This is a genomic window from Pseudarthrobacter sp. Hb11 (genome assembly GCF_059383655.1).
This window is the reverse complement of record NZ_JBWZCM010000013.1, coordinates 38,472-64,090: the sequence shown is the minus strand read 5'-3', so window position 1 is coordinate 64,090 and position 25,619 is coordinate 38,472. Positions and strand designations below refer to the sequence as shown.

22 protein-coding genes and 1 tRNA gene are annotated in these 25,619 nt (G+C 65.5%); 8 read left to right on the top strand and 15 right to left on the bottom strand.

The features are described from left to right. Positions 1 to 25: 25 nt before the first annotated feature. The 3 genes from AC50X7_RS15815 to arfA all read right to left on the bottom strand — a co-directional run bounded on the left by AC50X7_RS15815 (position 26) and on the right by arfA (position 3,359). Positions 26 to 1,030, bottom strand: a complete 1,005-nt coding sequence (locus AC50X7_RS15815; protein ID WP_494979891.1) for a LacI family DNA-binding transcriptional regulator — start codon at positions 1,028 to 1,030, stop codon at positions 26 to 28. A 102-nt stretch (positions 1,031 to 1,132) separates the two neighbouring features. After that, positions 1,133 to 1,723, bottom strand: coding sequence for an HhH-GPD-type base excision DNA repair protein (locus tag AC50X7_RS15810; protein WP_307097029.1), 591 nt, complete (start codon positions 1,721 to 1,723; stop codon positions 1,133 to 1,135). Between the two features lie 79 nt (positions 1,724 to 1,802). After that, positions 1,803 to 3,359 carry an arabinosylfuranosidase ArfA gene (gene arfA / locus AC50X7_RS15805; RefSeq protein WP_494979890.1) on the bottom strand — a complete coding sequence of 519 codons (1,557 nt, stop codon included), beginning with the start codon at positions 3,357 to 3,359 and terminating at the stop codon, positions 1,803 to 1,805. A 320-nt stretch (positions 3,360 to 3,679) separates the two neighbouring features. Here arfA and AC50X7_RS15800 point away from each other — a divergent pair, with 320 nt between their 5' ends. Then, on the top strand, positions 3,680 to 4,702 hold the full coding sequence (locus tag AC50X7_RS15800; protein ID WP_494979889.1) for an ANTAR domain-containing protein: 1,023 nt from the start codon (positions 3,680 to 3,682) through the stop codon (positions 4,700 to 4,702). A 51-nt stretch (positions 4,703 to 4,753) separates the two neighbouring features. Here the strand turns inward: AC50X7_RS15800 and araA are convergent, their stop codons facing one another. Genes araA through araB form a run of 3 tightly spaced genes read right to left on the bottom strand, consistent with a single transcriptional unit; the run spans position 4,754 to position 8,768 of the window. Continuing rightward, positions 4,754 to 6,274 (bottom strand): L-arabinose isomerase, encoded by a 1,521-nt coding sequence (gene araA / locus AC50X7_RS15795; RefSeq protein WP_494979888.1) that lies wholly within the window; start codon positions 6,272 to 6,274, stop codon positions 4,754 to 4,756. A 44-nt stretch (positions 6,275 to 6,318) separates the two neighbouring features. Further along, entirely contained in the window at positions 6,319 to 7,026 is a 708-nt protein-coding gene (locus AC50X7_RS15790; protein WP_494979887.1) for an L-ribulose-5-phosphate 4-epimerase, read from the bottom strand. Then, positions 7,023 to 8,768, bottom strand: a complete 1,746-nt coding sequence (araB, locus tag AC50X7_RS15785; protein WP_494979886.1) for a ribulokinase — start codon at positions 8,766 to 8,768, stop codon at positions 7,023 to 7,025. The genes AC50X7_RS15790 and araB overlap by 4 nt, the downstream gene beginning before the upstream one ends. Before the next feature lie 209 nt (positions 8,769 to 8,977). Here araB and AC50X7_RS15780 point away from each other — a divergent pair, with 209 nt between their 5' ends. After that, positions 8,978 to 9,475, top strand: a complete 498-nt coding sequence (locus AC50X7_RS15780; protein WP_494979885.1) for a hypothetical protein — start codon at positions 8,978 to 8,980, stop codon at positions 9,473 to 9,475. Here AC50X7_RS15780 and AC50X7_RS15775 read toward each other — a convergent pair. Further along, complete coding sequence (locus AC50X7_RS15775; protein ID WP_494979884.1) at positions 9,416 to 10,432, bottom strand: LacI family DNA-binding transcriptional regulator; 1,017 nt, start codon at positions 10,430 to 10,432, stop codon at positions 9,416 to 9,418. The two genes, AC50X7_RS15780 and AC50X7_RS15775, sit on opposite strands and share 60 nt — an antisense overlap. A gap of 89 nt (positions 10,433 to 10,521) precedes the next feature. Further along, a tRNA-Lys gene (locus AC50X7_RS15770) sits at positions 10,522 to 10,594 on the bottom strand. A 189-nt stretch (positions 10,595 to 10,783) separates the two neighbouring features. Here AC50X7_RS15770 and AC50X7_RS15765 point away from each other — a divergent pair. The 4 genes from AC50X7_RS15765 (at position 10,784) to AC50X7_RS15750 (ending at position 14,059) form a co-directional block, all read left to right on the top strand. Then, complete coding sequence (locus AC50X7_RS15765; RefSeq protein WP_494979883.1) at positions 10,784 to 11,443, top strand: hypothetical protein; 660 nt, start codon at positions 10,784 to 10,786, stop codon at positions 11,441 to 11,443. 323 nt (positions 11,444 to 11,766) lie between these two features. After that, entirely contained in the window at positions 11,767 to 12,384 is a 618-nt protein-coding gene (locus tag AC50X7_RS15760; protein WP_494979882.1) for a nuclease PIN, read from the top strand. 1 nt (position 12,385) lies between these two features. After that, positions 12,386 to 13,399, top strand: coding sequence for an inorganic phosphate transporter (locus tag AC50X7_RS15755; RefSeq protein ID WP_494979881.1), 1,014 nt, complete (start codon positions 12,386 to 12,388; stop codon positions 13,397 to 13,399). 228 nt (positions 13,400 to 13,627) lie between these two features. After that, on the top strand, positions 13,628 to 14,059 hold the full coding sequence (locus AC50X7_RS15750; protein ID WP_494979880.1) for a hypothetical protein: 432 nt from the start codon (positions 13,628 to 13,630) through the stop codon (positions 14,057 to 14,059). 32 nt (positions 14,060 to 14,091) lie between these two features. Here the strand turns inward: AC50X7_RS15750 and pstB are convergent, their stop codons facing one another. From pstB to pstS, 4 genes are all read right to left on the bottom strand, one after another. Next, positions 14,092 to 14,871 carry a phosphate ABC transporter ATP-binding protein PstB gene (gene pstB, locus AC50X7_RS15745; RefSeq protein ID WP_050056681.1) on the bottom strand — a complete coding sequence of 260 codons (780 nt, stop codon included), beginning with the start codon at positions 14,869 to 14,871 and terminating at the stop codon, positions 14,092 to 14,094. Positions 14,872 to 14,942: 71 nt separating this feature from the next. Further along, positions 14,943 to 16,052 (bottom strand): phosphate ABC transporter permease PstA, encoded by a 1,110-nt coding sequence (gene pstA / locus AC50X7_RS15740; protein ID WP_494979879.1) that lies wholly within the window; start codon positions 16,050 to 16,052, stop codon positions 14,943 to 14,945. Then, a complete protein-coding gene (pstC, locus tag AC50X7_RS15735; protein ID WP_307097047.1) occupies positions 16,052 to 16,984 on the bottom strand; it encodes a phosphate ABC transporter permease subunit PstC in 933 nt (310 codons plus the stop codon). Before pstC ends, pstA begins: the two co-directional genes overlap by 1 nt. A gap of 105 nt (positions 16,985 to 17,089) precedes the next feature. Next, entirely contained in the window at positions 17,090 to 18,211 is a 1,122-nt protein-coding gene (gene pstS / locus AC50X7_RS15730) for a phosphate ABC transporter substrate-binding protein PstS (protein ID WP_494979878.1), read from the bottom strand. A gap of 254 nt (positions 18,212 to 18,465) precedes the next feature. Here pstS and AC50X7_RS15725 point away from each other — a divergent pair, with 254 nt between their 5' ends. Then, positions 18,466 to 19,593 carry an FUSC family protein gene (locus tag AC50X7_RS15725; RefSeq protein ID WP_494979877.1) on the top strand — a complete coding sequence of 376 codons (1,128 nt, stop codon included), beginning with the start codon at positions 18,466 to 18,468 and terminating at the stop codon, positions 19,591 to 19,593. Positions 19,594 to 19,605: 12 nt separating this feature from the next. Here the strand turns inward: AC50X7_RS15725 and AC50X7_RS15720 are convergent, their stop codons facing one another. The 3 genes from AC50X7_RS15720 to AC50X7_RS15710 all read right to left on the bottom strand — a co-directional run bounded on the left by AC50X7_RS15720 (position 19,606) and on the right by AC50X7_RS15710 (position 23,998). Further along, positions 19,606 to 20,472 (bottom strand): PRD domain-containing protein, encoded by an 867-nt coding sequence (locus AC50X7_RS15720; RefSeq protein ID WP_494979876.1) that lies wholly within the window; start codon positions 20,470 to 20,472, stop codon positions 19,606 to 19,608. 133 nt (positions 20,473 to 20,605) lie between these two features. Beyond that, positions 20,606 to 22,027, bottom strand: a complete 1,422-nt coding sequence (locus AC50X7_RS15715; RefSeq protein WP_494979875.1) for a glycoside hydrolase family 1 protein — start codon at positions 22,025 to 22,027, stop codon at positions 20,606 to 20,608. Between the two features lie 42 nt (positions 22,028 to 22,069). Then, positions 22,070 to 23,998 carry a beta-glucoside-specific PTS transporter subunit IIABC gene (locus tag AC50X7_RS15710; protein WP_494979874.1) on the bottom strand — a complete coding sequence of 643 codons (1,929 nt, stop codon included), beginning with the start codon at positions 23,996 to 23,998 and terminating at the stop codon, positions 22,070 to 22,072. Positions 23,999 to 24,235: 237 nt separating this feature from the next. Here AC50X7_RS15710 and radA point away from each other — a divergent pair, with 237 nt between their 5' ends. Continuing rightward, the gene (gene radA / locus AC50X7_RS15705) at positions 24,236 to 25,609 is read left to right on the top strand and encodes a DNA repair protein RadA (protein WP_494979873.1); all 1,374 of its coding nucleotides are present in this window, start codon (positions 24,236 to 24,238) and stop codon (positions 25,607 to 25,609) included. The last annotated feature ends 10 nt before the right edge of the window (positions 25,610 to 25,619 follow it).

Genomic DNA, 25,619 nt, shown 5'->3' with positions numbered 1-25,619 from the left:
TACCCTGTGGCTGGGCGGGTGAAACCTAGGGTGCGGATTCGCGGATTTTCAACTGGAACCCGGCCTCGACATGAACGCCCTGGCTGTCAGTTTCCTGCCCCTCGATCCGGTCGAGCAGCAGGGCGACGGAGCGTTCCGCGATCTCCTCCATGCCCGGCGAGACGGTGGTGAGGGACGGCGACGCAAACCGCGCCTCATCGATATCGTCGAAGCCGGCTACGGCCACGTCCTCCGGCACCCGGACGCCGCGGATCAGCAGTTCATGCATGGCTCCCAGGGCGAGGACGTCATTCAGGCCGAACACCGCGTCAAACTTCACGCCCTTTTCCAGGAGCCCGGCAACAGCGGCCGCGCCATTGTCCCGGCGCCACTCGCACGGCGCGATCAGCGCCGGATCGAAGGGAATCCCGGCCTGCTCCAGCGCATTCCGGTAGCCGTTGAGGCGAAGCCCGGAACTGCCCGTGGACTCCTCCGGGTGCGCGCCGACCACGGCAACCCGACGGCGGCCCGCCGCCAGCAGGTGGGCGGTCAGGGCAGCGGCGGCTTCCCCGTTCTTCATGGTGACGAGGTCGAACCGGGGATCCAGGATGTGTTCGCCCAGCATGACCAGTGGCTTCTTGCCCACGCGGGCTGCGATGGCCTCGGCGTCGATCATCAGCGGCGTGAACAACAGGCCGTCGGTCAGCTGGCGAAACGGCCCCTGCAGGGCGTTCAGCTCCACGTCCGCCACGGCGTCCGACTGTTCCACCAGCACCCGGTAGCCCCGCTGTGCGGCTGCCTTCATCAGCCTGGAGGCAAGCTCCGCGTAGTAAGGCGCGGAAAGGTCTGACAGGACCAGGCCCAGCATCCGGGTCTTGCCGGAGCGGAGGCTGCGGGCTGTGAGGTTTGCTTCGTACCCGAGTTCGGCGATGGCATCCTGGACCCGCTGCTTGGTGGCGGGCCGGATGAACTCGTAGTCGTTCAGGACGTTGGACACCGTCTTCAGCGATACGCCCGCCGCCCTCGCTACGTCATTCATGGTGACCGCCATCGTGGCTCCTTCTTGTGGTTCCGCCTGTTCCTGGCATACATCGTTGCAGAGGATGCGTTCCGTGCGGGAACCGCCATGAGCTAGCGGGCCGGGACGAGTCCGTCAGCCAGTCGCTTTTGCTGCCTTCGCTGCTGCCTTGGCGGCCTGCTTGCTGGCCCGTACTTTCACCAGGGACTCCGGATCAACGATGTCGGCGACCGAAAGGTAAGCCCCTTCCTCGCCGTAATGCCCGGCCGCTTCGCGCCAGCCTGGCGCCTGGAGGCCGCACTGCTTGCCCAGCAGGGCAAGGAAGATCTTGGCCTTCTGCTCACCGAAGCCCGGCAACGCCTTCAACCGGCGCAGCACCTCGCTGCCGTCGGGCCCGCCTTTGGTCCAGATGGCTGCGGCATCGCCGTCCCACTCGCTCTGCACGGTTTCGGCGAGCGCCTGCACTCGTGCCGCCATCGAACCCGGAAAGCGGTGCACAGCCGGCCGCTCCTTGAACATTTCAACAAAGGCCTGCGGTTCCTGCGAGGCGATGGCCTCGGGCTTCATGGACCCGATCCTGGTTTTGATTTTCTCAGGCCCGGCGAACGCCGATTCCATGGTCACCTGCTGGTCCAGCAGCATGCCCGTCAGCAATGCGAAAGCGTCCTCGCTCAACAACTTGTCCGCGTCGGGATCCCCCGTGATGTGCAGTTCCATGCCGTCCATCCTCCCAGAGGTTCGCCACGACAGTCAGCGGGGTACGGGAATCTACTTCCGCGCCCCGCTGAAAGTCTCACCTGTGGGGCTACTGGGCCACGGCCAGCCGGATCATGGACCATGACACTGCCGGCAGCTCGGCGGTGAGGCGGCCGCCGTCGGCCTTCACGGAAACGTTCTCCGACGGCAGGACCGACGTCGAATCATCTGCCGTTGCCTGCCAGTAGGGGTCCTTGTTGGCGTACGTGACGGCCTCAACAACGCGTACCTTACCCAGGCCTGACACCACCGCGTCCAGCCCGAGCGTCTCCGTGGCCGAGCGGTTCACGGCGAACACCACAGCCTCGCCCTTCTCGGCGTCGTAGGTGGCGATGGCGGACACTGCCGCAAAGTCGAGCGTCTTGCCGCCGCTGACCAGCGGGGATTCGACGGCAAGCTGCAGCACCGTTCCGGAAGCGTGCTGTGAGGTGAGCGCGAATGGGTGGAAGGTGGTCTGCTTCCACGCACGGCCGCCGGGCTCGGTCATGATGGGGGCGATGACATTGACCAGCTGCGCCAGGCTGGCGGAGTGGACGCGGTCCGTGTTCTTGAGCAGCGTGACCAGGAGATCACCGACGACGACGGCATCCGCCACTGTGTAGGTGTCCTCGAGCAGGACGGGGGCTACGGGCCAGTCCTTGCCGGTAGGCGCCCGGGACTCGTCCCGGCTCATGTGCCACACGTTCCACTCGTCGAAGGAGATGTTCACCTGCCTGGTGGACTTCTTCACGGATTTCACGTGGTCGATATGGCTCACGATGTCGTGGATGAAGGCTTCCATCCGATGGCCGGCGGAAAGGTGTTCCTGCAGGTCACCGAAGTCCTCAAAGTACTGGTGCGCCGAGATAAGGTCCACCAACTCGTAGGTCTCCGAGAGGACGACGCGCTCCCACTCGCCAAAGGTGCTCATGGTGGGGCCGGAACTGCCGCAGGCCACCAGTTCAAGGTCGGGTTCGACCATCCGCATGCCGCGGGCGGTGTCGGCCGCGAGCCGGCCGTACTCACGGGCCTTCTTGTGCCCGATCTGCCAGGGACCGTCCATCTCGTTGCCCAGGCACCACATTTTGATGCCGTAGCCGTTTTCCGCGCCATTGGCCCGGCGCTGGTCCGACAAGGCAGTGCCGCCGTCGATGTTGCAGTACTCCAGCAGGTCCAGCGCTTCCTGCGTGCCACGCGTGCCCAGGTTCACGGCCATCATGGTCTCGACGCCGGCCTTTGCTGACCACTTGGCGAACTCGTCAACGCCCACCAGGTTGGGATCGGTGGAGTGCCAGGCAAGGTCGAGACGGACCGGCCGCTTGTCCGCGGGGCCCACGCCGTCCTCCCAGCGGTAGCCGGAGACGAAGTTGCCGCCAGGGTAGCGGATAGTGGACACTCCGAGTTCGCGGGTCAGCTCCAGCACGTCGCCGCGGAAGCCGTCCTCGTCGGCCTGCGGATGGTCAGGCTCAAATATGCCCGTGTACACGCAGCGTCCCAGGTGCTCCACAAACGCACCAAAGGTGCGGCGGCGGACGGGCCCAACCGCAAAGGCGGGATCCATGGTGATCTTTGCTGCCGCGGGTCCTGCATCGCTGGTCCCGGGACCTGCCGGTTCTGTTGCTGCCACGAAAATGTCCTCGTTCCTGGGTTTTCTTCTGATTTTTTACAACGTTATAGAAATATTGTTGACGGGGCTGCGGCTCGAGTCAACCCCAGCGGCCGGACGTAGGTCTCGAATGTGTGCAGCGCGGTCCCCGGCGGGGCCGGGACGCCCACCTGCGAAGACACCAAAAACAGGTAGAAAGGGCCAAAAACCAAGTAGTACCTAATTACAAAAACGAGTACCGGTTACGCGTTCTCCCCGGGCCGCCACGCAACTAGGTTTTTCACAGAGACAAGACGTGTTTTGGCTCGCGGTTCTTTACTCACGAGGGGGTGTGAGACGAAATGCATGCACGATACGCAAGCTCCGACTTCCCGGTCCGACGGACCCGGGCCCTAGACGGGGCCGGCGACGAGGAGGCCTTCGAGACCAAGGCCTCTCCCCCAGCCGTCGCCGGCCCTCTTACTTCCCCGCAGAGCCCCAAACACCACCGGCAGGGCGCCGCCACTCCGGGAACCGGCCCACGCGGAAACTCCCCGTTGGGGCTCACTGCGCCCGCCACCCCGCAGCAACCAAGGACAGCGGCCCCAACAGCAGCGAAAGCTTCCGCAGCAGGAAAACCGGACGGGATCCTGCTGGACCTGATGACAGGCACGGACACACTGCACGACTCCCTTAAACTGCTCACGGCCGCATCCGCCCGGGCCGTTGTCACCACGGCAGGCCTTGTCATTGAATGCGGCGTGGTGGTGCACCAGACGAAGAGGGCGCCGGCCATCACCGGCACCTCCCCGGAAATCATCCGGCTGCTGGAGTGGGAGCAGGAAGCGGGCGAAGGGCCGGTCAGTGAGGTCCTGTCCGGGGGACATCCCGTGGCAGTGCTGCAAAGAAGTGGGGACTTCCGCTGGCCGCGGTATTGCAGCCAGTTGCAACTGGCCACCGTGGGCAGCGTCCTGGCCGTCCGGCTCCGCGTGGACCAGGACGGGGAGGTGCGGGACGATGGCACTCCTGTCCGCCAGACCAGCGCGGCCCTGGCTTTTTTTGCCCAGGACGCCAAGGCGTTCCCACTGCAGGTAATTTCCGAGGCACGGGCCTTCGCGGGCCTTGCCTCCAAGAGCCTGCAGATGGCCCTCGACCTGCACACCGCGAGGTCCACGGCCTCGGACCTGCGTTTGGCATTGGACAGCCGCACGTCCATCAACGTGGCCTGCGGCGTGATCATGGCCCAGAACAGGTGCTCATACCACGAGGCCTTTTCCATCCTGGCCAAGGCGTCAAGCCACCGGAATATCAAGGTCCGCAGGGTGGCGGAAGACATTCTCGAGCGGTTGCCTGAGGGTCCTCCACGCGCACACTTCGGCCACTAAGCAAGCCAAGCGGCACGCCCAGGAGTGAGGACTGCTTTCGGGAAGGGCTGCCTAGATTCCGCCGGCCAGTTTGTAGTAGGCGGCGTTCCATTTCAGGTCCTTTTTGAACTGGCGGATGGTGGTTCCCTCGTCGATGGTCAGCAGCTCGGTTTTGGCAATCTCGGCGAAGTCCTCGAATACATCCATCCCCACCTGCGTGGACAGCACGGTGTGGTGGGCGGCGCCGGCGGTGAGCCAGGCAGTGGCGGAGGTGGCAAAGTCAGGTTTGGGCTGCCACAGGGCGCGGGCCACGGGAAGGTTGGGCAGGGGCTGGGCCAGCGGGACCACGTCCACGGCGTTGGCCACCAGGCGGAACCGGTCCCGCATGTCCGAAAGGGCCACGACGACGCCCGGGGAGGCATCGGCGTCGAACACCAGGCGCACCGGGTCTTCCTTCCCGCCAATGCCCAGCGGATGGATTTCCAGGCGGGGCTTGGTGGCGGTCAGGGACGGGCAGACCTCCAGCATGTGCGCGCCCAGGATCTTCTCGGCGCCGGGCTCCAGGTGGTAGGTGTAATCCTCCATCAGGGAAGCCCCGCCGGGCAGTCCCGCGCCCATGACCTTCGCGGCGCGGACCAGGATGGCGGTCTTCCAGTCGCCCTCGGCGCCGAAACCGTAACCGGCGGCCATGAGCCGCTGCACCGCCAGGCCGGGTAGCTGGCGGAGCGTGCCGAGGTCCTCAAAGGAGGTGGTGAACGCGGCCGAGCCATTGATTTCGAGGAAGGACCGCAGGCCCAGTTCGATGCTGGCCCCGTACCGCAGCGAGTCGTGACGGGCCCCGCCGGCGCGGAGCTCCGGCACCACGTCGTAAAGGTCCTCGTATTCCGCAACCAGGGCGTCGACGTCGGACTCTGCGGCGCCGTGCACGGCGTCGGCGAGCTCGTTGACGGACCAGGTGTTCACGGCGACGCCGAAGCGCAGCTCGGCCTCGGTTTTGTCGCCTTCGGTGACGGCGACGTTGCGCATGTTGTCGCCGAAGCGGGTCAGCTTCAGGGTGCGTACGGCGGCCCAGCCGGCGGCGGCGCGCTGCCAGGACCCCACTTGGCGGGCGACCTCGGGGTTGGAGACGTGCCCCACCACGGTCTTGCGGGCGATGCCAAGGCGGGACTGGATGTACCCGAATTCGCGGTCGCCGTGTGCTGCCTGGTTGAGGTTCATGAAGTCGAAGTCGATGTCGGCCCAGGGCAGGTCCCGGTTGGCCTGGGTGTGCAGGTGCAGCAGCGGCTTGCGCAGCAGGTCCAGGCCCTGGACCCACATCTTGGCCGGGCTGAACGTGTGCATCCACGCGGTGACGCCGATGACGGCATCGTCGGAGTTGGCCTCCAGGGCCGTACGGCGGATGGCGTCCGAGTCGGTCAGGACCGGCTTCCACACAATCCGTACCGGCACGGAGGATGAAGCGTTGAGCTGGTTGGCGATCTCCTGGGACTGGGCGGCAACCTGCTTGAGGACGTCCTCGCCGTAGAGGTGCTGGCTGCCGGTGAGGAACCACACCTCGTAGCCGTCAAGGGAAGTGTTTGCTGCGGTACCCATGTGTTCTCCTGAAAAGTTTGGGGGCGGGTTCTACTGGCCTGCGCTTATTGGCCGTAGACGTTCTGGTAACGGGCGTAGAGGGAATCGATGTGGCCCTGGTCGATTGCGACGGGCTCGCCGAGTTGCCGTGCGATGTGGACCGTGCGGGCCACTTCCTCGCACATCACTGCCGCTTTCACCGCGGACTTGGCGTCCTTGCCGATGGTGAACGGCCCGTGGTTCTGCATCAGCACGGCCGGGGAATTGGAGTTCTTCAGCGTCTCCACGATCCCGTGGCCGATGGAATCGTCACCAATCAGCGCGAACGGCCCCACCGGGATGGATCCGCCAAATTCGTCGCTCATCATGGTCAGTACGCACGGGATCGCCTCCCCGCGGGCGGCCCACGCGGTGGCATAGGTGGAGTGCGTGTGCACCACCCCGCCCACCTCGGGCATGTGCCGGTAGACGTACGCGTGGGCAGCTGTGTCCGATGACGGCGAGAGCGCCGGGTTGCCCCACTCACCTGCGGCATCGCCGTCCACGGGCACCCCGTACAGGTCAGTGACCACCATTTGATCCGGTGTCAGGTCCCGGTAGGAAACACCCGAAGGCTTGATCACCATCAGTTCGTGCCCGGGAACCCTGGCCGAGACGTTCCCCGCCGTCCAGACCACCAGTCCATACCGGGTCAGCTCTGCGTGCAGGGCACAGACTTCCTCCCGGACGCGGGCAATGGTGCCCAGGATTCCGGTTCCAGTTCCTGCGCTCATGCCGGCACCTCCGCAGCAGCCGCGGAGGTGTTGGCCGCAGGTTCAAAAACGGAGCCGGCCGCCCTGCGCTGGATGGCTTTGAGCCGGTGCATCACGTCGTTGCTCCCGCGGCCGAAGTAGTCGTGCAGAACCTTGTACTCCTGGAAGAGTTCCTCGTACGCGGCCACGTTTTCCGGGATCGGTGTGTAGACCTCGCCGGGTTCGGAACCCATCGCCGAGGCGGCTTCGCGGATGTTTGGGTACTGTCCCGCAGCGACGGCGGCGTGGATGGCGGAACCGAGGGCCGGGCCCTGGGCGGAACCGATCGTGGAGAGCTGCAGGTTGGTGGCGTCCGCGTAGATCTGCATCAGGAGCGGGTTCTTCAGCAGGCCCCCTGCCACGATGAACTCCTTCACCGGAACACCGGAATCGCGGAACGCGTCCACAATGGTCCGGGTGCCAAAGGCGGTGGCCTCCAGCAGTGCCCGGTAGGTATCCTCGGGCCGCGTGGCAAGGGTCTGCCCTGCCACGATGCCGGAGAGCTCGTGGTCCACCAGCACCGAGCGGTTGCCCGAATGCCAGTCAAGTGCGATGAGGCCGTGCTCACCGATGGCCTGTTGTGACGCCAATTCCGTGAGGTATTCGTGGATACCGAGGCCGGAGGCTTCGGCTGCCTGGTGGTATTCGGGCGGCACGCCGAACTTCGTGAACCAGCCGAAGATGTCGCCTACACCGGACTGGCCGGCTTCGTAGCCCCAGAGTCCGTCCACGATCCCGCCGTCCACCACCCCGCACATCCCGGGCACTTCTCGCAGTTCGGTGCCGTTCATAACGTGGCAGGTGGAGGTGCCCATGATGGCCACCAGCTGGCCGGGATCCACCGCCCTCGCAGCAGGCGCCGTCACATGTGCGTCCACGTTGCCCACTGCCACGGCGATGCCCTCGGGCAGGCCCGTCCAGGCAGCAGCCTCGCCAGTGAGGTACCCCGCGGCGTCACCGAGCCTGCCAATGGTGTGCTCAAGCTTGGTGCTGACAAAGTCCTTGAACTCTGGATTCAGGGCCGCCAGGAAGTCCTCGGACGGGTACCTGCCGCCCTGATAAATGCCCTTGTACCCGGCGGTGCAGGCATTGCGGACGTACTGGCCGCACAGCTGCCAGACGATCCAGTCGGCCGCTTCGACCCAGTGGTCCATGGCCGCGTAGGCTTCCGGGTCCTCCTCCAGGAGCTGCAGTCCCTTGGCGAACTCCCATTCGGAGGAGATCAGCCCGCCGTAGCGCGGCAGCCAGTCCTCGCCCCGTTCGGCAGCTAACTGGTTGATCCGGTCGGCCTGGCCCTGCGCGGCGTGGTGGCGCCACAGCTTCACGTACGCGTGCGGCCGGTTCTCGAATCCGGGCAGTTCATTCAACGGGGTGCCGTCAGCCTTGGCCGGAACCATGGTGCAGGCAGTGAAGTCCGTGGCAATTCCGACGACGGCGGCCGGGTCGATCCCTGCTTCGGCGACTGCTGCCGGTACCGCAACCCGGAGGACATCGCGATAGTCGTTGGGCACCTGAAGCGCCCACTCCGCGGGAAGCCGGGCGCTCTGGGCGCCGGCACCGGTCACATCCGCGGGGAGCGCGTCTGTAACCACCGCATGCGGGTACTCGTACACACCGCTGCCAAGCTCCTTGCCGTCGCGGACTCGGGCCACCACTGCCCGGCCGGAAAGCGTTCCATAGTCCACACCGATGACGTAGCTGTCCGTGTCTGCTGTGACGTCCATAAAAGAGTTCCTCCGATAGCTGCCGCAGCTTCGCGACCCTTCAATTGTGAGCGCTAACAGAATTCATGTCAATGCCGGCTTTGAATGCTCTACCGGCTCGAAAGGTCTTCTGCTCGTTCCCGGAAATATGCCGAGCGCGCCGGGAAGTGTGGGACGCTGCCTGAAGGGGTACGGACAGACTGAATTGCAGCACAACTGGAAGGAGCTCCGTGGACGACGCAAAACCACCCGCCCGTGCCCGCGGTCTCGCGTGGCTGGCAGGTCCGCTCTCCACCGGCCTCGGACTGGCTGCCCACATTGCGGCCGGAGGCCCCGCGCCCAGCCTCATGATCCTTGGGGCGCTGGCCGCGCTGTTCGGCATGGCGGCGGCAATACTGGGGCGCTTCCCGTTGCCGGGCTGGGCACTGCTGCTTTTGTGCGGGGTGGCCCAGCAGCTGCTTCACTTGGGGTTTGCGGTTTTTGCCGGCGGCTCCGGAAGCGGGCTTTCAGTGCACGGGCACGGCGGAGTGGCTCAGGAACCATTGCGGGCCGGTGAGCTGGCCGCGCCGGCGGGTTATTCGCTGCACCTGATGCTGTACCTGCACATGGGCGCGGCACTGGCGTCGAATGCGGCCATCACTTACTGGCCCCGGTTTGCCGGCTGGTCCTCAGCCCGGCAGCGGAGCTGTGCTCCCCCGGCGCACCAACTCCGGGATGACCACGGTTGAGCTGACGGCGGCGCCCGCCTCAATCTCCTTCAGCATGGTGTCCATGCAGCGCCTGCCCAGCTCTTCGAAGTCCTGGCGAACGGTGGTGAGCGGCGGGGTGAAGTAGCCGGACTCCGGCTGGTCGTCGAAGCCGACGACGGAGACGTCGTCGGGCACCCTGACCCCCGCCTCGTTGAAGGCGCGAAGCACCCCGAGGGCCATCTGGTCATTGCCCACGAACACGGCGGTTGCCGCCCGTTCCGCTGCCAGCTGCCGCCCGATGGCGTAACCGCTGCCGGCGCTCCAGTCGCCTTCCAGCAGCAGGTCGTCCTGAAGCCCGGCATGCTGCAGCGCCGCGCGCCAGCCCTCGGTCCGCAGGGCGCCGTCGATCCAGTCCGCGGGCCCGGCAACGTGTCCGATCCTGCTGTGCCCCAGTTCGATGAGATGTCCGGCGGCGATTTCGGCGCCGCGCTTCTGGTCCACCATCGCCCCGCTCACGGCGTCGTTGCCCGCCGAGCCGACAGCCACCACGGGCACTGCGGGATTGAATTCCTCCAGGATCCGCAGGGTTTCGGTGTGCGGCACCAGGACGGCGATGCCATCCACCGCCTGGTCCAGGAAGTGCCTTAGCGCATCGAGGATAGCGTCCCTGCCTACCGAACGCAGCGCGGCGATGCTGACGAAGTAGCCGGCGTTCCGGGCTGCCTGCTCCACTCCAAGGAGCGTGTTGGCGGGGCCGTACTGGGAAAGCTCGCTGCCGAGCACACCGATGGTTTGCGAGCGCCGGGTCACCAGGCTCCGGGCTGCTGTGTTCCGCCGGTAGCCAAGCTCGGCGATGGCAGCCTCGACCTTTTCCCGGGTTGCCTTGCTGACATTGGGGTGGCCGTTGACCACCCGGGAAACGGTCTGGTGCGAGACGCCGGCAAGTTCGGCCACGTCCTCAAGGCGCGGCAGCCGCCCGGTGCTGCTTTTTGTCATGCCCCCATTGTGCCGGTTACCGCCAACAAGAAATCCCCCGGCGGCCTCGGGGAGGCTGCCGGGGGATTTCCCGCTCTTCGCTAAAAGAGTGGGCCCTGTGGGGCTCGAACCCACGACCCACGGATTAAAAGTCCGATGCTCTACCAACTGAGCTAAAGGCCCCAGCCGGGCTGCGTCGGCACGGTGTGCCGGCCAACCCGGCCCATCCATTTCTGGACGTTAATACTCTAACCCATGGTCAAGGCACCATTCGCACGCAGGCCGCGCCTCGCCGTCGCGCCCTGCCTGCGCATGCACTGGGTAGGTCCTGGTGCTCGATTTCCCGCAGGGCACAGGAGTAGCGTGGGGGGCATGAGCGAGCAAACAGGTTCCAGTCATTACGGCGGCGCCAACCGGCACCACAAGCCGAAGCCTTTCGCGCCAATCGACTTCGAACCCTTCGCCGGCGGCGCCGACCCCGCCCGCGTGTCCGAAGCGGCGCACCTCGCTGCCCAGGCGCTGGTCCGCCACGGCCGGGACAGCGACGACCCCGTGGTCACCGATCGGCTGGTGAAGCTTGCGGACGAGCAGGGCCTGGAGGCCATCGCGGAGATGTGGGCCGAGAGCCCGGCCCGTTCGCTGCCCGGCGCGCTGTGGCGGCTGTACGCCTTGCGCGCGGCCACAGTCCAGGACCCGGAGCGCATTTCGGTGTACTTCCGCGCGGGCAAGGACACTGCGCAGGTCTCCAACGTGGTGGCCGGAGCCGCCGAGCCTCCCGGCGCTGACGAGATGAAAGCGATGGCGGACGCCATCCTTTCGGGCGCGTTCGACGGCGAGTTCGACGTCGCGCTGGAACGTTCCGCCGCGTTCTGCCGAGTGGTGGCGCTCGGCCAGGCGACGCTGGCCGATGGTGCCGAGCACGGCAACGAGGCGCACGCCAGCAAACTCACCCGCAACTCGCATCAGCTGGTAAAGACCGCCGAGGACCTTGAGCACGCCGCCAACGCATGGCGTTTGGGCGAACTGGACTGACCGAAGCCTAATGGCCCAAGAGCCCGGATCTGTCAATGTTGACTTGGGCCAACCAACGTAGAACACTGAAACTGGTGCCGAGCCGCGAAACCCCCGGGCTTCAACATTCAGCCGCCTAGAGCGGCCTACCGCCGAGAGGCGTATCCGGTTCGGCACCATTTTTCTGCCCAATTACCGATTGGCCATTTCCTTCCCGCCCATCTCCTCAAGGCCCATTTCAGGGGTGCAGTTACGGGCCGGTAGAGTTAGGGTCAGTTGCGCGCCGGGGTCAAGTCACACGGCAGGCAACTCCCGCCCCGTACTTATCCCGGAGACCGGTAACTGTGAAGCTGCGCCTTTTTCCCCAGGAGCCCGCCGGGCTGAACCTCTTATCGCAGATGGCGCAGCAAATCGTGCTGGCCAGCGCCACCCTGGCCGAAATCCTCGGCGTCCCCGCCTCAGAGCACGGCAAGCTCGTGGAGGACATGCACAACCACGAGGCCAAATCCGCGGAGCTGCACTTCGCCCTCCTCACCCACATGCGAACCAGCTTCGTGAACCCGCTCCCCCGCGAAGACATGTATGCCCTGTCCCGTTACCTCAACGAAGCCATCGAGAAGCTGGATGGCGCGGCTGAACTGGTGGCGCTGTACCGCCTCGAGCGGCTGCCCAAGCGTGCCGCGGACCAGCTGGAAATCGTCAGCCGGCAGGCCGAGCTCACCGTGGACGCCATGCGCCGGCTCGACAACCTGGACGACCTGGAGGATTACTGGATCGAGATCCTCCGCCTGGCCAAGCGTGCAGAACGGACACACCGGGTCTGGGTGGCGGACATGATCAGGGACATGAAGTGGGCGCAGTACTCACGAAACCGTGATGTCGCCGACCAGCTGGTGGACGTCACCAAGGACATGCGGCGGATCGCCACCCAGGTAGGCAGCATCATCGTCAAGGAATCCTGAGGTGACAGCTGTCGTCTTCGGCGCGGTGGTCCTGCTGGCAGCCGTGTTCGCGTTCGTCAACGGCTTCCGCGACGTCTCCACCTCGGTGGCCCTTGCCGTCCGGACCCGTGCGCTCACACCCAGCGTGGCAGTGCTGCTGGCCGCCTTCTTCAACTTCCTGGGTGCCCTGATGAGCGCGCTCCTGGCAGTGGCTGTCAGCCAGACCTGGATCCACCTGCCCGAAGGGACGGACGGCCTCAGCATCCTGCTCGCCGGTCTTGGCAGTGCCATTGCGTGGGGCATCCTGCTGTGGTGGCGGGGCATTCCGGCCTCTTCCACGCACGCCCTGGTGGGGGGCCTCGCCGGCGCCGGACTCGCCAGCCTGGCGGTGGGCGGTACGGGCGTGGGCGGAGTGGACCATTCCCTGTTGTTTCAGGTGGTCCTGCCACTGGTGCTGTCGCCGCTGGTGGCCTACAGCGGCACCTTCCTGCTCGTGTACCCGGCCACCTGGGCTGCCCGCTACACACAACCCAACGTGGTCAACCAGCGGTTCCGCCGGAGCCAGTCCATAGCTGCCGGGGCGGTCGCCTTTGGCCACGGCCTGCAGGACGGGCAGCGGATCAGCGCCGTGCTGATCCTCGCACTGCTGGCCGCGGGCTATTCCGACGGCGGCACCATCCCCGTGTGGGTGGCGCTGCTTACGGCGGTGATGATCACTGCCGGCACGCTGTATGGGGGCTGGCGGATCTCGCACACCATCGGCTACAAAATTACCAAGGTTGATCCGCTGCGCGGCTCGGTGGCGCAGATCTTTAGCGCCCTCATGCTGTTTGTGGGCGCGATTGGCCTGCAGTGGCCGCTCTCCACCACGCATACCGTCACCTCCGCGGTGCTGGGCGCCGGCGAAAACCAGAACTTTTCGGTGACCAACCGGAAGCTGGTGATCCGCATCGTGGCGCTGTGGATCCTGACGCCGGCGGCGACGGCCGCCCTCGCGTTTGTCCTGGCCCTGGCACTGTCCCCGCTGGCAGGGTGAGCGGGTCGCCGCGTTCCGGCTGCAGGCGACGAACCAGCGTCAGCGGTGGCCGCACGGTGGCCCACGCCGTCATTCCCCCGGGGAACCTGGAAGTCCCTGCTGCCCTGTACAGGCTGACACGTCTGACGTAGATTCGACAGTACGCCCCAAGCGCTGCTGCCGGGGCCGACATCCGCCGCCGGGTGCAGGGCCGCGGACCAACGCCGCTGCAGAATACCGGCGGCCCGGATGCACATCGCGGAAAAGAGCACCGTGTCCAACTCGAATCCCCGGCACTCCCTGCCCCAGCCACGGCAGATGGAATGCGAAACCTGCGGGACGGAACACCACCTGACCATCCACGCCATCACAGCGATGGGGGCAGCCAACGGTGACCTGGTCACCGTTTCGTACACCTGCAATGACTGCCGCCGGTTCCACGAACACCTTGCGTACGCGGCGGACGTTGCCGCGGCCCTGCACCAGGTGCGCTGGATGGCCAAGGTGGTTATGTTCGGTGATGAGTACGTCCACTGCGGCTTCCCCATGGAGGCAGCCGAGTTCGAAATTGAACGCTTGTGCTACCGCACCAGCAGCGGCAGTGGCGGACTCAGCGCAGTCTCACTTCCCACCAGGGTCCTGCGCTGCCGGTGCGGCTTCCAGCTGGAAGTGCCCGAGTAGCCGCTTTCGACGGCGGCTACCGGGCTGCGGATTTATCCGAACCGGCCGGAGACGTAGTCCTCAGTTGCCTTCTGGGTGGGGTTGCTGAAAATGGTGTGGGTGTCCCCGATCTCAATCAGCTTGCCGGGCTTGCCGGTGCCCGCGATGTTGAAGAAGGCGGTCCGGTCCGAAACGCGGGCTGCCTGCTGCATGTTGTGGGTAACGATCACCACGGTGTACTGGTCCTTGAGCTCGTTGATGAGGTCCTCGATGGCCAGGGTGGAGATGGGGTCCAGCGCGGAGCAGGGCTCGTCCATCAGGATCACCTGCGGTTCTACGGCGATGGCCCGGGCGATGCAGAGCCGCTGCTGCTGGCCGCCCGAGAGGCCTGAACCGGGCTTGTCCAGGCGGTCCTTAACCTCGTTCCACAGGTTGGCGCCCTTCAGCGAGCGCTCCACCAAAACGTCAGCCTCGCCCTTGGAGATTTTTTTGTTGTTCAGCTTCACGCCCGCCAGCACGTTGTCCCGGATGGACATGGTGGGGAACGGGTTGGGCCGCTGGAAGACCATGCCGATCTGCGAGCGGACAGTTACGGGATCCACGCCGGGGCCGTACAGGTTGTCGCCGTCGAGCAGGACCTCGCCCTCCACGCGGGCACCGGGAAGCACCTCGTGCATGCGGTTGAGGGTCCGCAGGAAGGTGGACTTACCGCAGCCGGACGGACCGATGAACGCGGTGACGGACTTGGCCTCGATGTTGATGGTGACGTCTTCCACCGCGAGGAAATCGCCGTAGTACACGTTCAGGTCCTTGACGTCGATGCGCTTAGACATGATGTTCCTTCACTAACTGGGTATGAATTGAAGTCTATGACCCGGCCCGTGGGACCGGAAGGAGCAGGCGGTCAGCGGCCTGCCTTGGGGGCGAAGACCCTGGCGATCAGCCGGGCGCCCAGGTTGAGGATCATCACCAGGATGATCAGCACCAGGGCGGCACCCCAGGCCCGCTGTGACGACGGGTCCGGGTTGGCCGGTGAGGTGGGATTCAGGATCTGGGTGTAGATGAATGTGGGCAGCGAGGCCATCCAGCCGCTGAACACGTTGGAATTGATGCTGGTGGCGAAGCCAGCGGTGACCAGGATGGGGGCAGTCTCGCCAATGACGCGGGCGATCGCCAGGGTGACGCCGGACGCGATGCCGGAAATCGCCGTCGGGATGACCACCTTGACGATGGTCCGCCACTTGCGCACGCCCAGGGCGTACGCGGCCTCACGCAGTTCGTTGGGAACGATCTTCAACATTTCCTCGCTGGACCGCACCACCACGGGGATCATCAGCACGGAAAGGGCGACGGCGGCAACGGCACCGGTCTTGGTGCCCGGGCCAACCACGGCGAAGAAGAAGGCCGCGGCGAAGAGGCCGGCCACGATGGAAGGGATGCCGGTCATTACGTCAACGAAGAACGTGATGGCGCGGGCAAGCCGGCCGTCGTTGCCATATTCCACCAGGTATATGGCGGTCAGCAGGCCCACCGGCACCGAGATGATGGTTGCCAGCAGCGTGATCTGAACCGTGCCCAGGAGCGCGTGATAGATGCCGCCCAGGACCGGTGTGCCTTGTTCCACTGCCCGGGTGTCGAAGACGCCGGTGACGCCGTTCATGGAGTTGGTGAGGAACCCGGGCGTAAGGAGCCCGGGCACACCGTTGACGAGCACGGTCCAGATCACCGAGAAGAGCGGGAGCAGGGCCACGAGGAAGGAACCCACCACCAGGCAGGTGGCCAGTTTGTCCTTTGCCTTGCGGGACCCCTCGACGGCGGCGCTCCAGGACACCAGGCCGATGGCGAACAGGATCGCGGAGACTATGCCCCAGCCGAACGCGTTGAAGCCCACCAGGGCGAGGATGGCCGCACCGACGATCAGCGCGACGGCCAGGACCACGTAGGGCGCGTACTTGGGCAACTGGCCCTTGGTAAGCGCCGAGCGCTTGCGTACGGGAGTAAGCGTTGAGGTCATTAGTTGGCTCCCGAGAATTCTTTGTGCCGGGTGATGATCCAGCGCGCGATCATGTTCACGGCCAGGGTGATGACGAACAGGACCAGGCCGGCGGCAATCAGCGTGCTGACCTTGAGCCCGCTTGCCTCGGGGAAGTTCAGGGCGATCTCCGCGGCGATTGTCTGGTTGCCGGACTGGATCAGGCTTGCGGTCAGCGCGCCGGAGGAGAGCACCAACGCCACGGCCATCGTCTCGCCTAGGGCGCGGCCGAGGCCCAGCATAACGGCGCTGATGATGCCCGGGCGGGCGAACGGCAGGACGGACATCTTGATCATTTCCCAGCGCGTGGCGCCCAAAGCGAGAGCGGCTTCCTCATGCAGCTTGGGGGTCTGGAGGAAGATCTCGCGGGAAAGTGAGGTGATGATGGGCAGCACCATAACGGAGAGGACGATTCCTGCCGTGAGAATGGTCTTGCCGGTGGCCGAGGCCGGGCCCTGGAAGATGGGCAGCCAGCCCATGTTGCCCGCGAGCCAGTTATAGGCCGGGGAGATTTCCTTGGCCAGGAACGCTGCACCCCAGGCGCCGTAGATTACAGACGGGATGGCTGCGAGCAGGTCCACCACGTACCCCAGGCCGGACGCGAGCCCGCGCGGGGCAAAGTGTGAGATGAACAGCGCGACGCCAATGGCGATGGGCGTCGCGATGACCAGCGCGATGACTGCCGCGATGAGCGTGCCGATCACGATGGGCCAGATGTAGGCAAAGAAGCCTTCACCGCCCTGGATCTCGGCGGCCGGTGCGGTCAGCGCCGGGATGGCCTGGACCACGAGGAAGAGTGCGACGCCGAAGAGGACGGCGAGAATGAGGCAGCCGGCGGCCAGGGCTGCACCCGAAAAGATTTTGTCCCCGGCGCGGCCGGCGCCCTGGGTGCTGGTCAGGGAGGTGGCGGTCATTCGACGGCCCTTCGATCGATTACTGGGAGGGGAAGAGGCTGCGTCCAAAGCCAAGTTCCCCGCACTGCCTTTCGGCAGGCGGGGAACCCGGATTCAGAGCGGTTATTAGGACTTGACCTTGATGGACTCGATGGCCGCGGCAGCTTTCTCGGCCAGGGCCGGGGAGAGCGGGGCGGACTTGGCGGAATCCGCGGCGGCCTGCTGGCCTTCCTCGGAGACGACGTAGTTCTCGAAGGCCTTGACCAGGTCAACGGTTTCCTGCTTGTCGTATGTGCTGCATACCACGTGGTAGGAAACGAGGACCACCGGGTAGGCGCCGGCCGCGCTGGTCTTGCGGTCCAGCTTGATGGAAACGTCGGTGCTGGCTCGGCCTTCAACGGGGGTGCCGGCTTCCACGGCCTTGGCGGCTGCTTCTGCGGAGATCGCTACGAATTCCTCGCCCACTTTGATGGACGCGGTGCCGAGTGTGCCGCCAACCGCGGAGTCATCAGCGTAGGTCACGGCACCGGGGGTGTCGGTAACGGTTTTGACCACACCGGAGGTGCCCTTGGCGTTCTCGCCCTGCAGGGTTGCAGGCCAGATGCCGTCGGACTCGTCCGTCCAGACCTCAGGAGCTGCCGTAGCGAGGTAATCGGTGAAGTTGGTGGTGGTGCCGGAGTCATCCGAGCGGTTTACCGGGGTGACCTTGAGGTCCGGCAGGGTAACGCCCTCGTTGAGCGCGGCAATTGCGGGATCGTTCCACTTGGCAATATCGCCGCGGAAGATCTTGGCCACAGTAGCGGCGTCGAGCTTCAGCTCGGTGATGCCGGGGAGGTTGAAGGCCACGGCGATCGGGGAAATGTAGACGGGGATGTTGATGGCACCGTCGGGACCGCATACGGCCTTGGAGCTCTCGAGCTCTTCGTCCTTGAGGTAGGCGTCCGAACCGGCGAACTGTGCCGAGCCGTCGAGGAGGGCCTTGCGGCCTGCGCCGGAGCCGTCCGGGGAGTACTGCACGGTGGCGCCCTGGTTAGCGGAAGCGAAACCGGCCTTCCACGCGTCCATGGCTGCACCGGTGGAGGAAGCGCCAATGCCGGTGAGGGTGCCGGTGACCTTGGTGCCGGCTGAAGTCTGGCCGCCGGTAGGCGAGGTGCCCGTGGCGTTGTCTGAACCGCAGGCGGTGAGCGCGAGAGCGCCGGCTGCGATAACAGCGATAGCCGCGTGGCGGCCGAAGCGGAGTGCCTTCACTAGTTGTACCCCTTCCAGGGTCTCAGTTTTGCGGGCAGGACCGGAGACGCCCTGCAGCGCGATGCGTACGTTTTGTACCTTCATCGAAGTTAAGGGCCGCAGGTAACGGGATTGGCGGTCCAAAGTGAACAGGACATTAACGACGGCGGGATATTGGCTTACAAGTGCCGGGTTCCCATTGCGTAGATCACATGTCCGGCCGTAGTGCACAGGCTTCAGAAATATAAGGTCCGGGCAGCAATAGACTGGACGTCATGGCCCCCGCAGCAGGACTCTCAGCAAGCAGGCGGTTCCTGCATGGCCGTATCCGCACCGGCCTGATCCGCAGCCGGAACTCCCTGCTTCCTGCCATCCAGATGACCCTCTGTGCGGTGGGTGCCTACGCCTTCGCCGAGTATGTGCTGGGCCATTCCGGTCCCCTGTTCGCCGCCACGTCGTCCCTGATCGCGCTGGGCTTCTCGCGCGAACCGCGGTTGCGGCGCGTGGTGGAGGTGGGCCTGGGCTGCACCATCGGCATTGCCGTGGGTGACCTGCTCCTGCACTGGCTGGGCGGCGGCATTTGGCAGGCCGCCGTCGTCCTTCTCTTCTCCATCCTGTTGGCACGCTTCCTCGACAGCGGCACCATCTTCACCACCCAGCTGGGGCTGCAGTCGCTCCTGGTTGTGTTGCTGCCCGCGCCGGCTGGCGGGCCGTTCACGCGGAGCATCGACGCAGTGGTGGGCGGCCTCTGCGCGCTGCTGGTCACCATCCTCATCCCCAAGGACCCCCGGCGGGAGCCCCGCAAGGACGTCCAAAAGCTGCTCCACGAACTGGCCGAGGTGCTGCGCGAGTGCGGCGACGCGCTCGTCAACAGCGATTCCACGCAGGCGTGGCACGCCCTTATTCGGGGCAGGAACTGCCAGCCGCTGGTGGACGGAATGCGCCAGTCCCTCCGCGCGTCCGGGGAGGTGGCCACCCTCGCGCCGGCCTACAGGAGGCACCGGGAGGAACTGGACCGGCTCAAGCAGTCGCTCGACTTCATTGACCTGGCGCTGAGGAACAGCAGGGTCTTCGCACGCCGGCTCACCAGTGCTATCAACCACGCTGCGCTTTCCGATGAGGCGACGGAGAACATTGCGGAGGTGCTGCAGGAGACCGCTGCCGCTATTGACGAGTTGTCGCTGGGCCTGGCGGAAACGCACGACGGCGTCCGCCGCGCCCACCTGCGCACGGCCCGCCGGGACCTGAGCGAAATCGCCCTGCGCCTGCATCCCAAAATGCTGGAGGTGCAGAGGCTGGAAGGGGAAACAGTGGTGATGCTGTACCGGCCGCTGATGGTGGACCTGCTGGAGGCCACCGGCATGGACGCGCGCGAAGCCCGGGACGTGCTCCCCGCGCTTTAACCAGCCGGTGGTTCAGCTGCCGGTTTCGGCGCCCTGGTTGAGGCGAAGGTCGTCAGCCATCCGGGCCACGTGAAGGGTCAGGTAGGTTACTTCGTCATCGGTGAGGGGCTCGCCGAGCCGGAGTTCCAGGACGGCCTGCAGCTTCAGGGCAGTGCCGAAGGCCTCGGGGTAGGCTTCGCGGATGGCGGACCCCAGTCCGGTTGATCCTTCCGCCAACTGCCGCCCGGTGTGCGCCCGGACGAAGAAGTAGCGCAGGTGGGTGATGAAGCGGGCGGCGTTGACGGTTTCCCGGTCAAAGGCGCGGCCATAGGCCTGCTCCAGGACCTCAAAGAGCTGGGCGAAGACGCCCGTCATTTGGTACGTGTAGGAGAGGTCGCCGCTGGCGAAGCCTGCGTTGACGAGGTGGAGTGCCACTGCAACCGACTCGTCACGGGGCAGCTGTTCCTCGAGTTTGTCGTTGACGAAATCGACGATTTGCTGCCCCATCCGCAGCTCATCCGGATAAAGGTGGGCGACCTCGGCCCGGAGCGGGTACTCGACGTTCAGGCCCTGCCGCAGCCGTTTGATGGCGAAGCTGAGGTGGTCCGCAAGTGCCACCACTGTGGTGGAGTTCAGCGGTCCTGTCATTCCCCCGCGGGCAATTTCCAGCGCCTGGTCTGCCAGCGCTAGGTGTTCCGGCGGGATGGCTGCCACCAGGGCGCCGAAGTTGTCGGCGTTGCGGCCGTCTTCGGGAACGAAGACGCGTACCACCTTGGTTTCGTCCACCAACTGGCCGGGTTTGGCCTGGAACCCCAGGCCGCGGCCGGTGAGGATGACCTCTCCCCTGTCGGCGGCGCGGGCGAGGACGACGTTGTTGTTGAAAACGCGCAACACCTCCACGTCGTCCTCCTTTCATCGTTGAGCGGAACAAGTGGTGAGCCTTGAGTTTCCGGACAGGTACGGCGACTTTCGGACGCTTCGGGCCGTCGCACCTGTCCGGAAACTCTGCTGGCGCCAGTCTTTCAGACCGGGGCTAGTTCTTCAGGCTCGCGCCGTTGCTGGCGATGACTTCCTTGTACCACCCGTAGGACTTCTTCGGGTAGCGATCAAGGGTTCCGGTGCCATCATCGTTGCGGTCCACGTAGATGAACCCGTAGCGCTTGCTCATCTGCGCGGTGGAGGCACTGACCACGTCGATGCATCCCCACGCGGTGTAGCCCAGCAGCTGCACCCCGTCTTCCACGGCTTCACGGGCCTGCACCAGGTGGTCGTTGAGGTACGCGATGCGGTAATCATCCACGACGGTTTTGGCCCCGTCCACTTCCACGAGCTGGTCTTTGGCGCCTACGCCGTTTTCCACGATGAAGAGCGGCTTCTGCCACCGGTCCCAGTAATCGTTCAGGGCTACGCGCAGGCCCTGCGGATCGATCTGCCAGCCCCATTCGGAGGCTTTGAGGGTGGGGTTGACCACGCCTCCCATGATGTTGCCGGGGCCGGTCACCTTCTTCGCCGGGTCCGCCGTCTCGCAGACGCTCATGTAGTAGCTGAAGGAGACGAAGTCCACCGTGTTTTTCAGGTCCTCGCGGTCCTGTGCGGTGATGTCCAGCTCGATCCCGTTGTCCCGGAAGTAGCGCAGCAGGTAGCCCGGGTACTCGCCGCGGCAGTGGATGTCGCCGAACGCGTAGCTGTCCTGGGCTGTGTGCATCGCAGCCACCACGTCGGCCGGGTCCGGAGTCAGCGGGTACACAGGCAGTGCCAGGATCATGCAGCCAACCTGGGCACCGGGCATCAGCTCGTGGGCCAGTTTGGTGGCCCTCGCGGACGCCACCAGCTCGTGGTGGATGGCCTGGTAAAGGTCCTGCTTGGTGAGCTGCTCCTTGGGCGCGGGGATGCCCCCGGAGAGGAACGGCTCATGGAGCACGGAGTTGATCTCGTTGAACGTCAGCCAGTACTTCACCCGGGACCCGAAGTGCTCGAACAGGGTGCGGCAGTAGCGTTCGTAGAAACCGATCAGCTCCCGGTTGGTCCAGCCGTTGTACTTACGGGCCAGGTGCAGCGGGGTCTCGTAGTGGCTGATGGTCACCAGCGGTTCGATGCCGTGCTTTTCCAGTTCGTCCAGCAGGCGGGAGTAGAAGGCAAGGCCTTCGGCGTTGGGGGTTTCCTCGTCGCCGAGGGGGAAGATGCGGCTCCACGCGATGGAGAAGCGGTAGACCTTGAACCCCAGGTCCGCAAAGAGGGCGATGTCCTCCTCGTAGCGGTGGTAGAAGTCGATCGCCACCTGCTTGAGGTTTTCCGGCGTCGGGCCTTCCGTGGGGGTCTCGGTGATGCCCTTGGGCATCACGTCCTGGATGGAGAGCCCTTTGCCGCCCTCGTTGTACGCGCCTTCGATCTGGTTGGCGGCGGTGGCGCCGCCCCAGAGGAATCCTTCGGGGAAAGTGGTGGTCACAGTAATCATTCCTTCATCAGTAGGACTGGAAAGTGGAGTGCGGGCTTGGGCTCAGACCTGGACGGTGATGGCGGTCTCGCCCTGGGCGAGGGTGCCGTCCGCCACCGGGTCGACGCTCGCCAGCTGGGCGGTGTTCGTGACCATCACCAGGGTGGTGGTGTCATAGCCTGCTTCGGTCACCACGTCCAGGTCGACGACGGCGAGCAGGTCGCCCGCACGGACCTGCTGGCCGCGGGTAACGGCGGATTCGAAGCCGCGGCCCTGGAGCTGGACGGTGTCGATGCCGATGTGGACCAGGACCTCCACGCCGTCGTCGGACTTGATTCCGAAGGCGTGGCCGGTCTTCATAGCCGCCTTGATGGAGCCGGAAATCGGCGAGTAGATACGGCCGCCCGCCGGGATGATGCCCAGGCCCTTGCCCATGGCGCCCGAGGCGAACACCTTGTCCTGGACGTCGGCCAGCGCAACTGCCTGTCCAGCGACTGGGGCGAGGACCTCAACGGTGCCGGTGGCAGTGCGGCTCGTGGTGCCGGTCGCTGCGGAAGTCGGGACGGGCGCAGCAGCCTCATGCGTATCCGCAGCCGTTTTGGGAACGGAAGTGCCGGCGTCGGACGCTGCTTCTTCCGCCTCACGCGGGCCGAAGAAGAACGTCAGGAGGAAGGCAACGGCGATGGCGATGCCGGTCCCGAGCATCAGGAGGGCGAAGCTGCCCACGGTGCTGAACGCGGGCAAACCCAGCAGTGACGGGAACACAAAGGACGTGGCTCCGCTGCCGCCGACAGCCACGATGGCGCCGCCCACCACACCGCCCGCGATGCCGAAGTAGAACGGCTTCTTCAGCGGCAGGTTGACACCGTAGATGCCTGGTTCGGTAATGCCTGCCAGGAAGCCCGACAGTGCAGCAGGGCCGGCCACCGTGCGGCGGGCCTTGTTGCGGGTCCGGAACATCACGGCGAGGGTTGCGGCGGCCTGTGCCAGCACCGCCGGCAGCAGCGGGCCCATCAGCAGGGAGTGGCCCTGCGTGGCGATTTCGTTCAGCATGCCCGGGACGAGTCCCCAGTGCAGGCCGAAGAGGACAAAGACCTGCCAGAAGCCGCCCATGATGGCGCCGGCGAGCCAGGGAGCGAAGGCAAAAGCCGCAGTGATGCCCGCCGAGAGGCCCTGCGCGGCCAAGGTAGTGACGGGGCCGACTGTCATCAGGACCAGCGGGACCATAACCACCAGGGTCACCAGCGGAGTGGTGAAGTTGCGGATCGCGGACGGGAGCACTCGGGTGAGGAAGCGCTCCAGGTAGCCCTGCAGCCAGACGGCCACGATGATCGGGATGACGGAACTGGTGTAGTTCATCATCACCATCGGCAGGCCCATGAAGCTGACCGGTTCGGCCTGGGCGGCCAGCGCCACGATGCTCGGGTAAACCAGCGCGCCACCGATGGCCATCGAGGTGAACTGGTTCGCTTTGAACCTCTTCGCGGCGGTGACTGCCAGGAACATCGGCAGAAAGTAGAACAGGGCATCCGCGGTGGCTGCCAGGATCACGTTGGTCTGGGACGCCGGATTCAGCCAGCCGAGCTGTGTTGCCAGGCTCAGGAACGCCTTGAGCAGGCCGGCTGCGGCCAGCGGCCAGATGACCGGCGAGAAGATCGAGGAGATCATGTCGATGAAGCGGTTGAAAATGTTGCCGTGCTGGGCAGGCTCCTCGTCATCCGCCGCGGCGTCCCCGGTGAGCTTTGTGATCTTGCCGAGCTCGGCGTAGACCGTGGGGACATCGTTGCCGATGACCACCTGGTACTGGCCGCCGGCCTTCATGACCGTGATCACGCCGGGCAGTTTTTCGATGGCGGCCGTGTCGGCCTTTGCGTCGTCCCGCAGCTTAAGCCGGAGCCGCGTTGCGCAGTGGGTGGCGCTGGCGATGTTGGTCTCGCCGCCCACTCCCTGCAAGATATCTCCGGCCAGCGACCGGTAGTCCACAGTTGCCATGTCAGACCTCTCTGTCTATTTTTGGGCACAAAAAAAGACCCGAGACGCACGTACTGTGCTTCTCAGGTCTTGCCCCGATTCCGGGTAACAATCCTGTAGGCGAAAATGCCTTCGACGTTTGACTATACAGGTGGCTATGGTCACCGGCAAAGTGCTTTCCCGCGCACTTCCGGTGACCTGCTTGCGTGGCAACTGGACAGACGGGGAATGTCAGGGCCCGCCGTTAGGGTGGAACCCATGGCAACAAAGACTTCCCGGGCGTCCAAGGCGCCCGCCTACAAGTGCGCTGAGTGCGGCTGGACCACCGTCAAATGGGTGGGCCGGTGCGGTGAGTGCCAGGCGTGGGGCACAGTTGAGGAAACGGGAGCCGCTGTTGCGCGAACGACGGCGGCCACCACTGTTCTGGAGCCGGCACGCCGAATCGCCGAGGTGGACGCCACCACGGCTGCGTTCCTGCCCACAGGCGTTGATGAACTGGACCGGGTTTTGGGCGGCGGGCTGGTGCCGGGTGCAGTCATCCTGCTGGCGGGTGAACCCGGTGTGGGCAAGTCCACGCTGCTGTTGGACGTCGCGGCAAAGTTTGCCCGGACGGCGCAGGACGTGCTCTATGTGACCGGTGAGGAATCGGCAGCACAGGTCAAGCTCCGTGCCGAGCGAATCGACGCCGTCGCGGAATCTCTGTACCTTTCTGCGGAAACCGATTTGGGCCAGGCGCTGGGTCAGGTCGAGAAGATCGAGCCCCGCCTCCTGATCGTGGACTCCGTGCAGACCCTCAGCAGTGCCGATGTGGATGGCAGCGCCGGCGGTGTTTCGCAGGTCCGTGAAGTGGCTGCCTCCATCATTGCCGCGGCTAAGCGGCGGAACATGACAACCCTGCTCGTGGGCCATGTGACCAAGGACGGCTCCATCGCCGGGCCGCGGCTGCTGGAGCATTTGGTGGACGTGGTCTGCCAGTTCGAGGGCGAACGCCATTCCCGGCTGCGGCTGCTCCGCGCCGTCAAGAACCGCTACGGACCCACCGACGACGTCGGGTGCTTCGACCTGAACGAGAATGGCATCGAAGGGCTCGCCGATCCCAGCGGCCTGTTCGTCAGCCGCACCAAGGAGCCGGTTTCAGGCACGTGCATCACCGTAACGATGGAGGGCCGGCGTCCGCTGCTGGCGGAGGTGCAGTCGCTGCTCGCCGAAAGCCCCAACTCGCAGCCCCGGCGGGCAACCAGCGGCCTGGACAGTTCCCGGGTTTCCATGCTGCTGGCCGTGCTTCAGCAGCGCGCGGGCACCCTGCTGCACAAGGACGATTCCTACGTGGCCACGGTGGGGGGCGTGAAGTTAAGTGAACCTGCCACGGACCTCGCTGTTGCCCTTGCGGTGGCCTCAGCCAAGGCCCGCAAACCCCTACCGATTCGCCTGATTGCCTTTGGCGAGGTGGGCCTGGCCGGTGAGGTCCGCCCGGTGCCCGGCATTAACCAGCGCATCCAGGAGGCTCACCGGCTGGGGTTCACGCACGCTGTAGTTCCTGCAAGCCACACCGGGCCAGGGCCGGTTCCGGCCGGCTTCTCGGTCCGCGAAGTGGAGCACTTGACGGAAGCCCTGAGTCTGCTGATTGGATAGGACTTGCTGC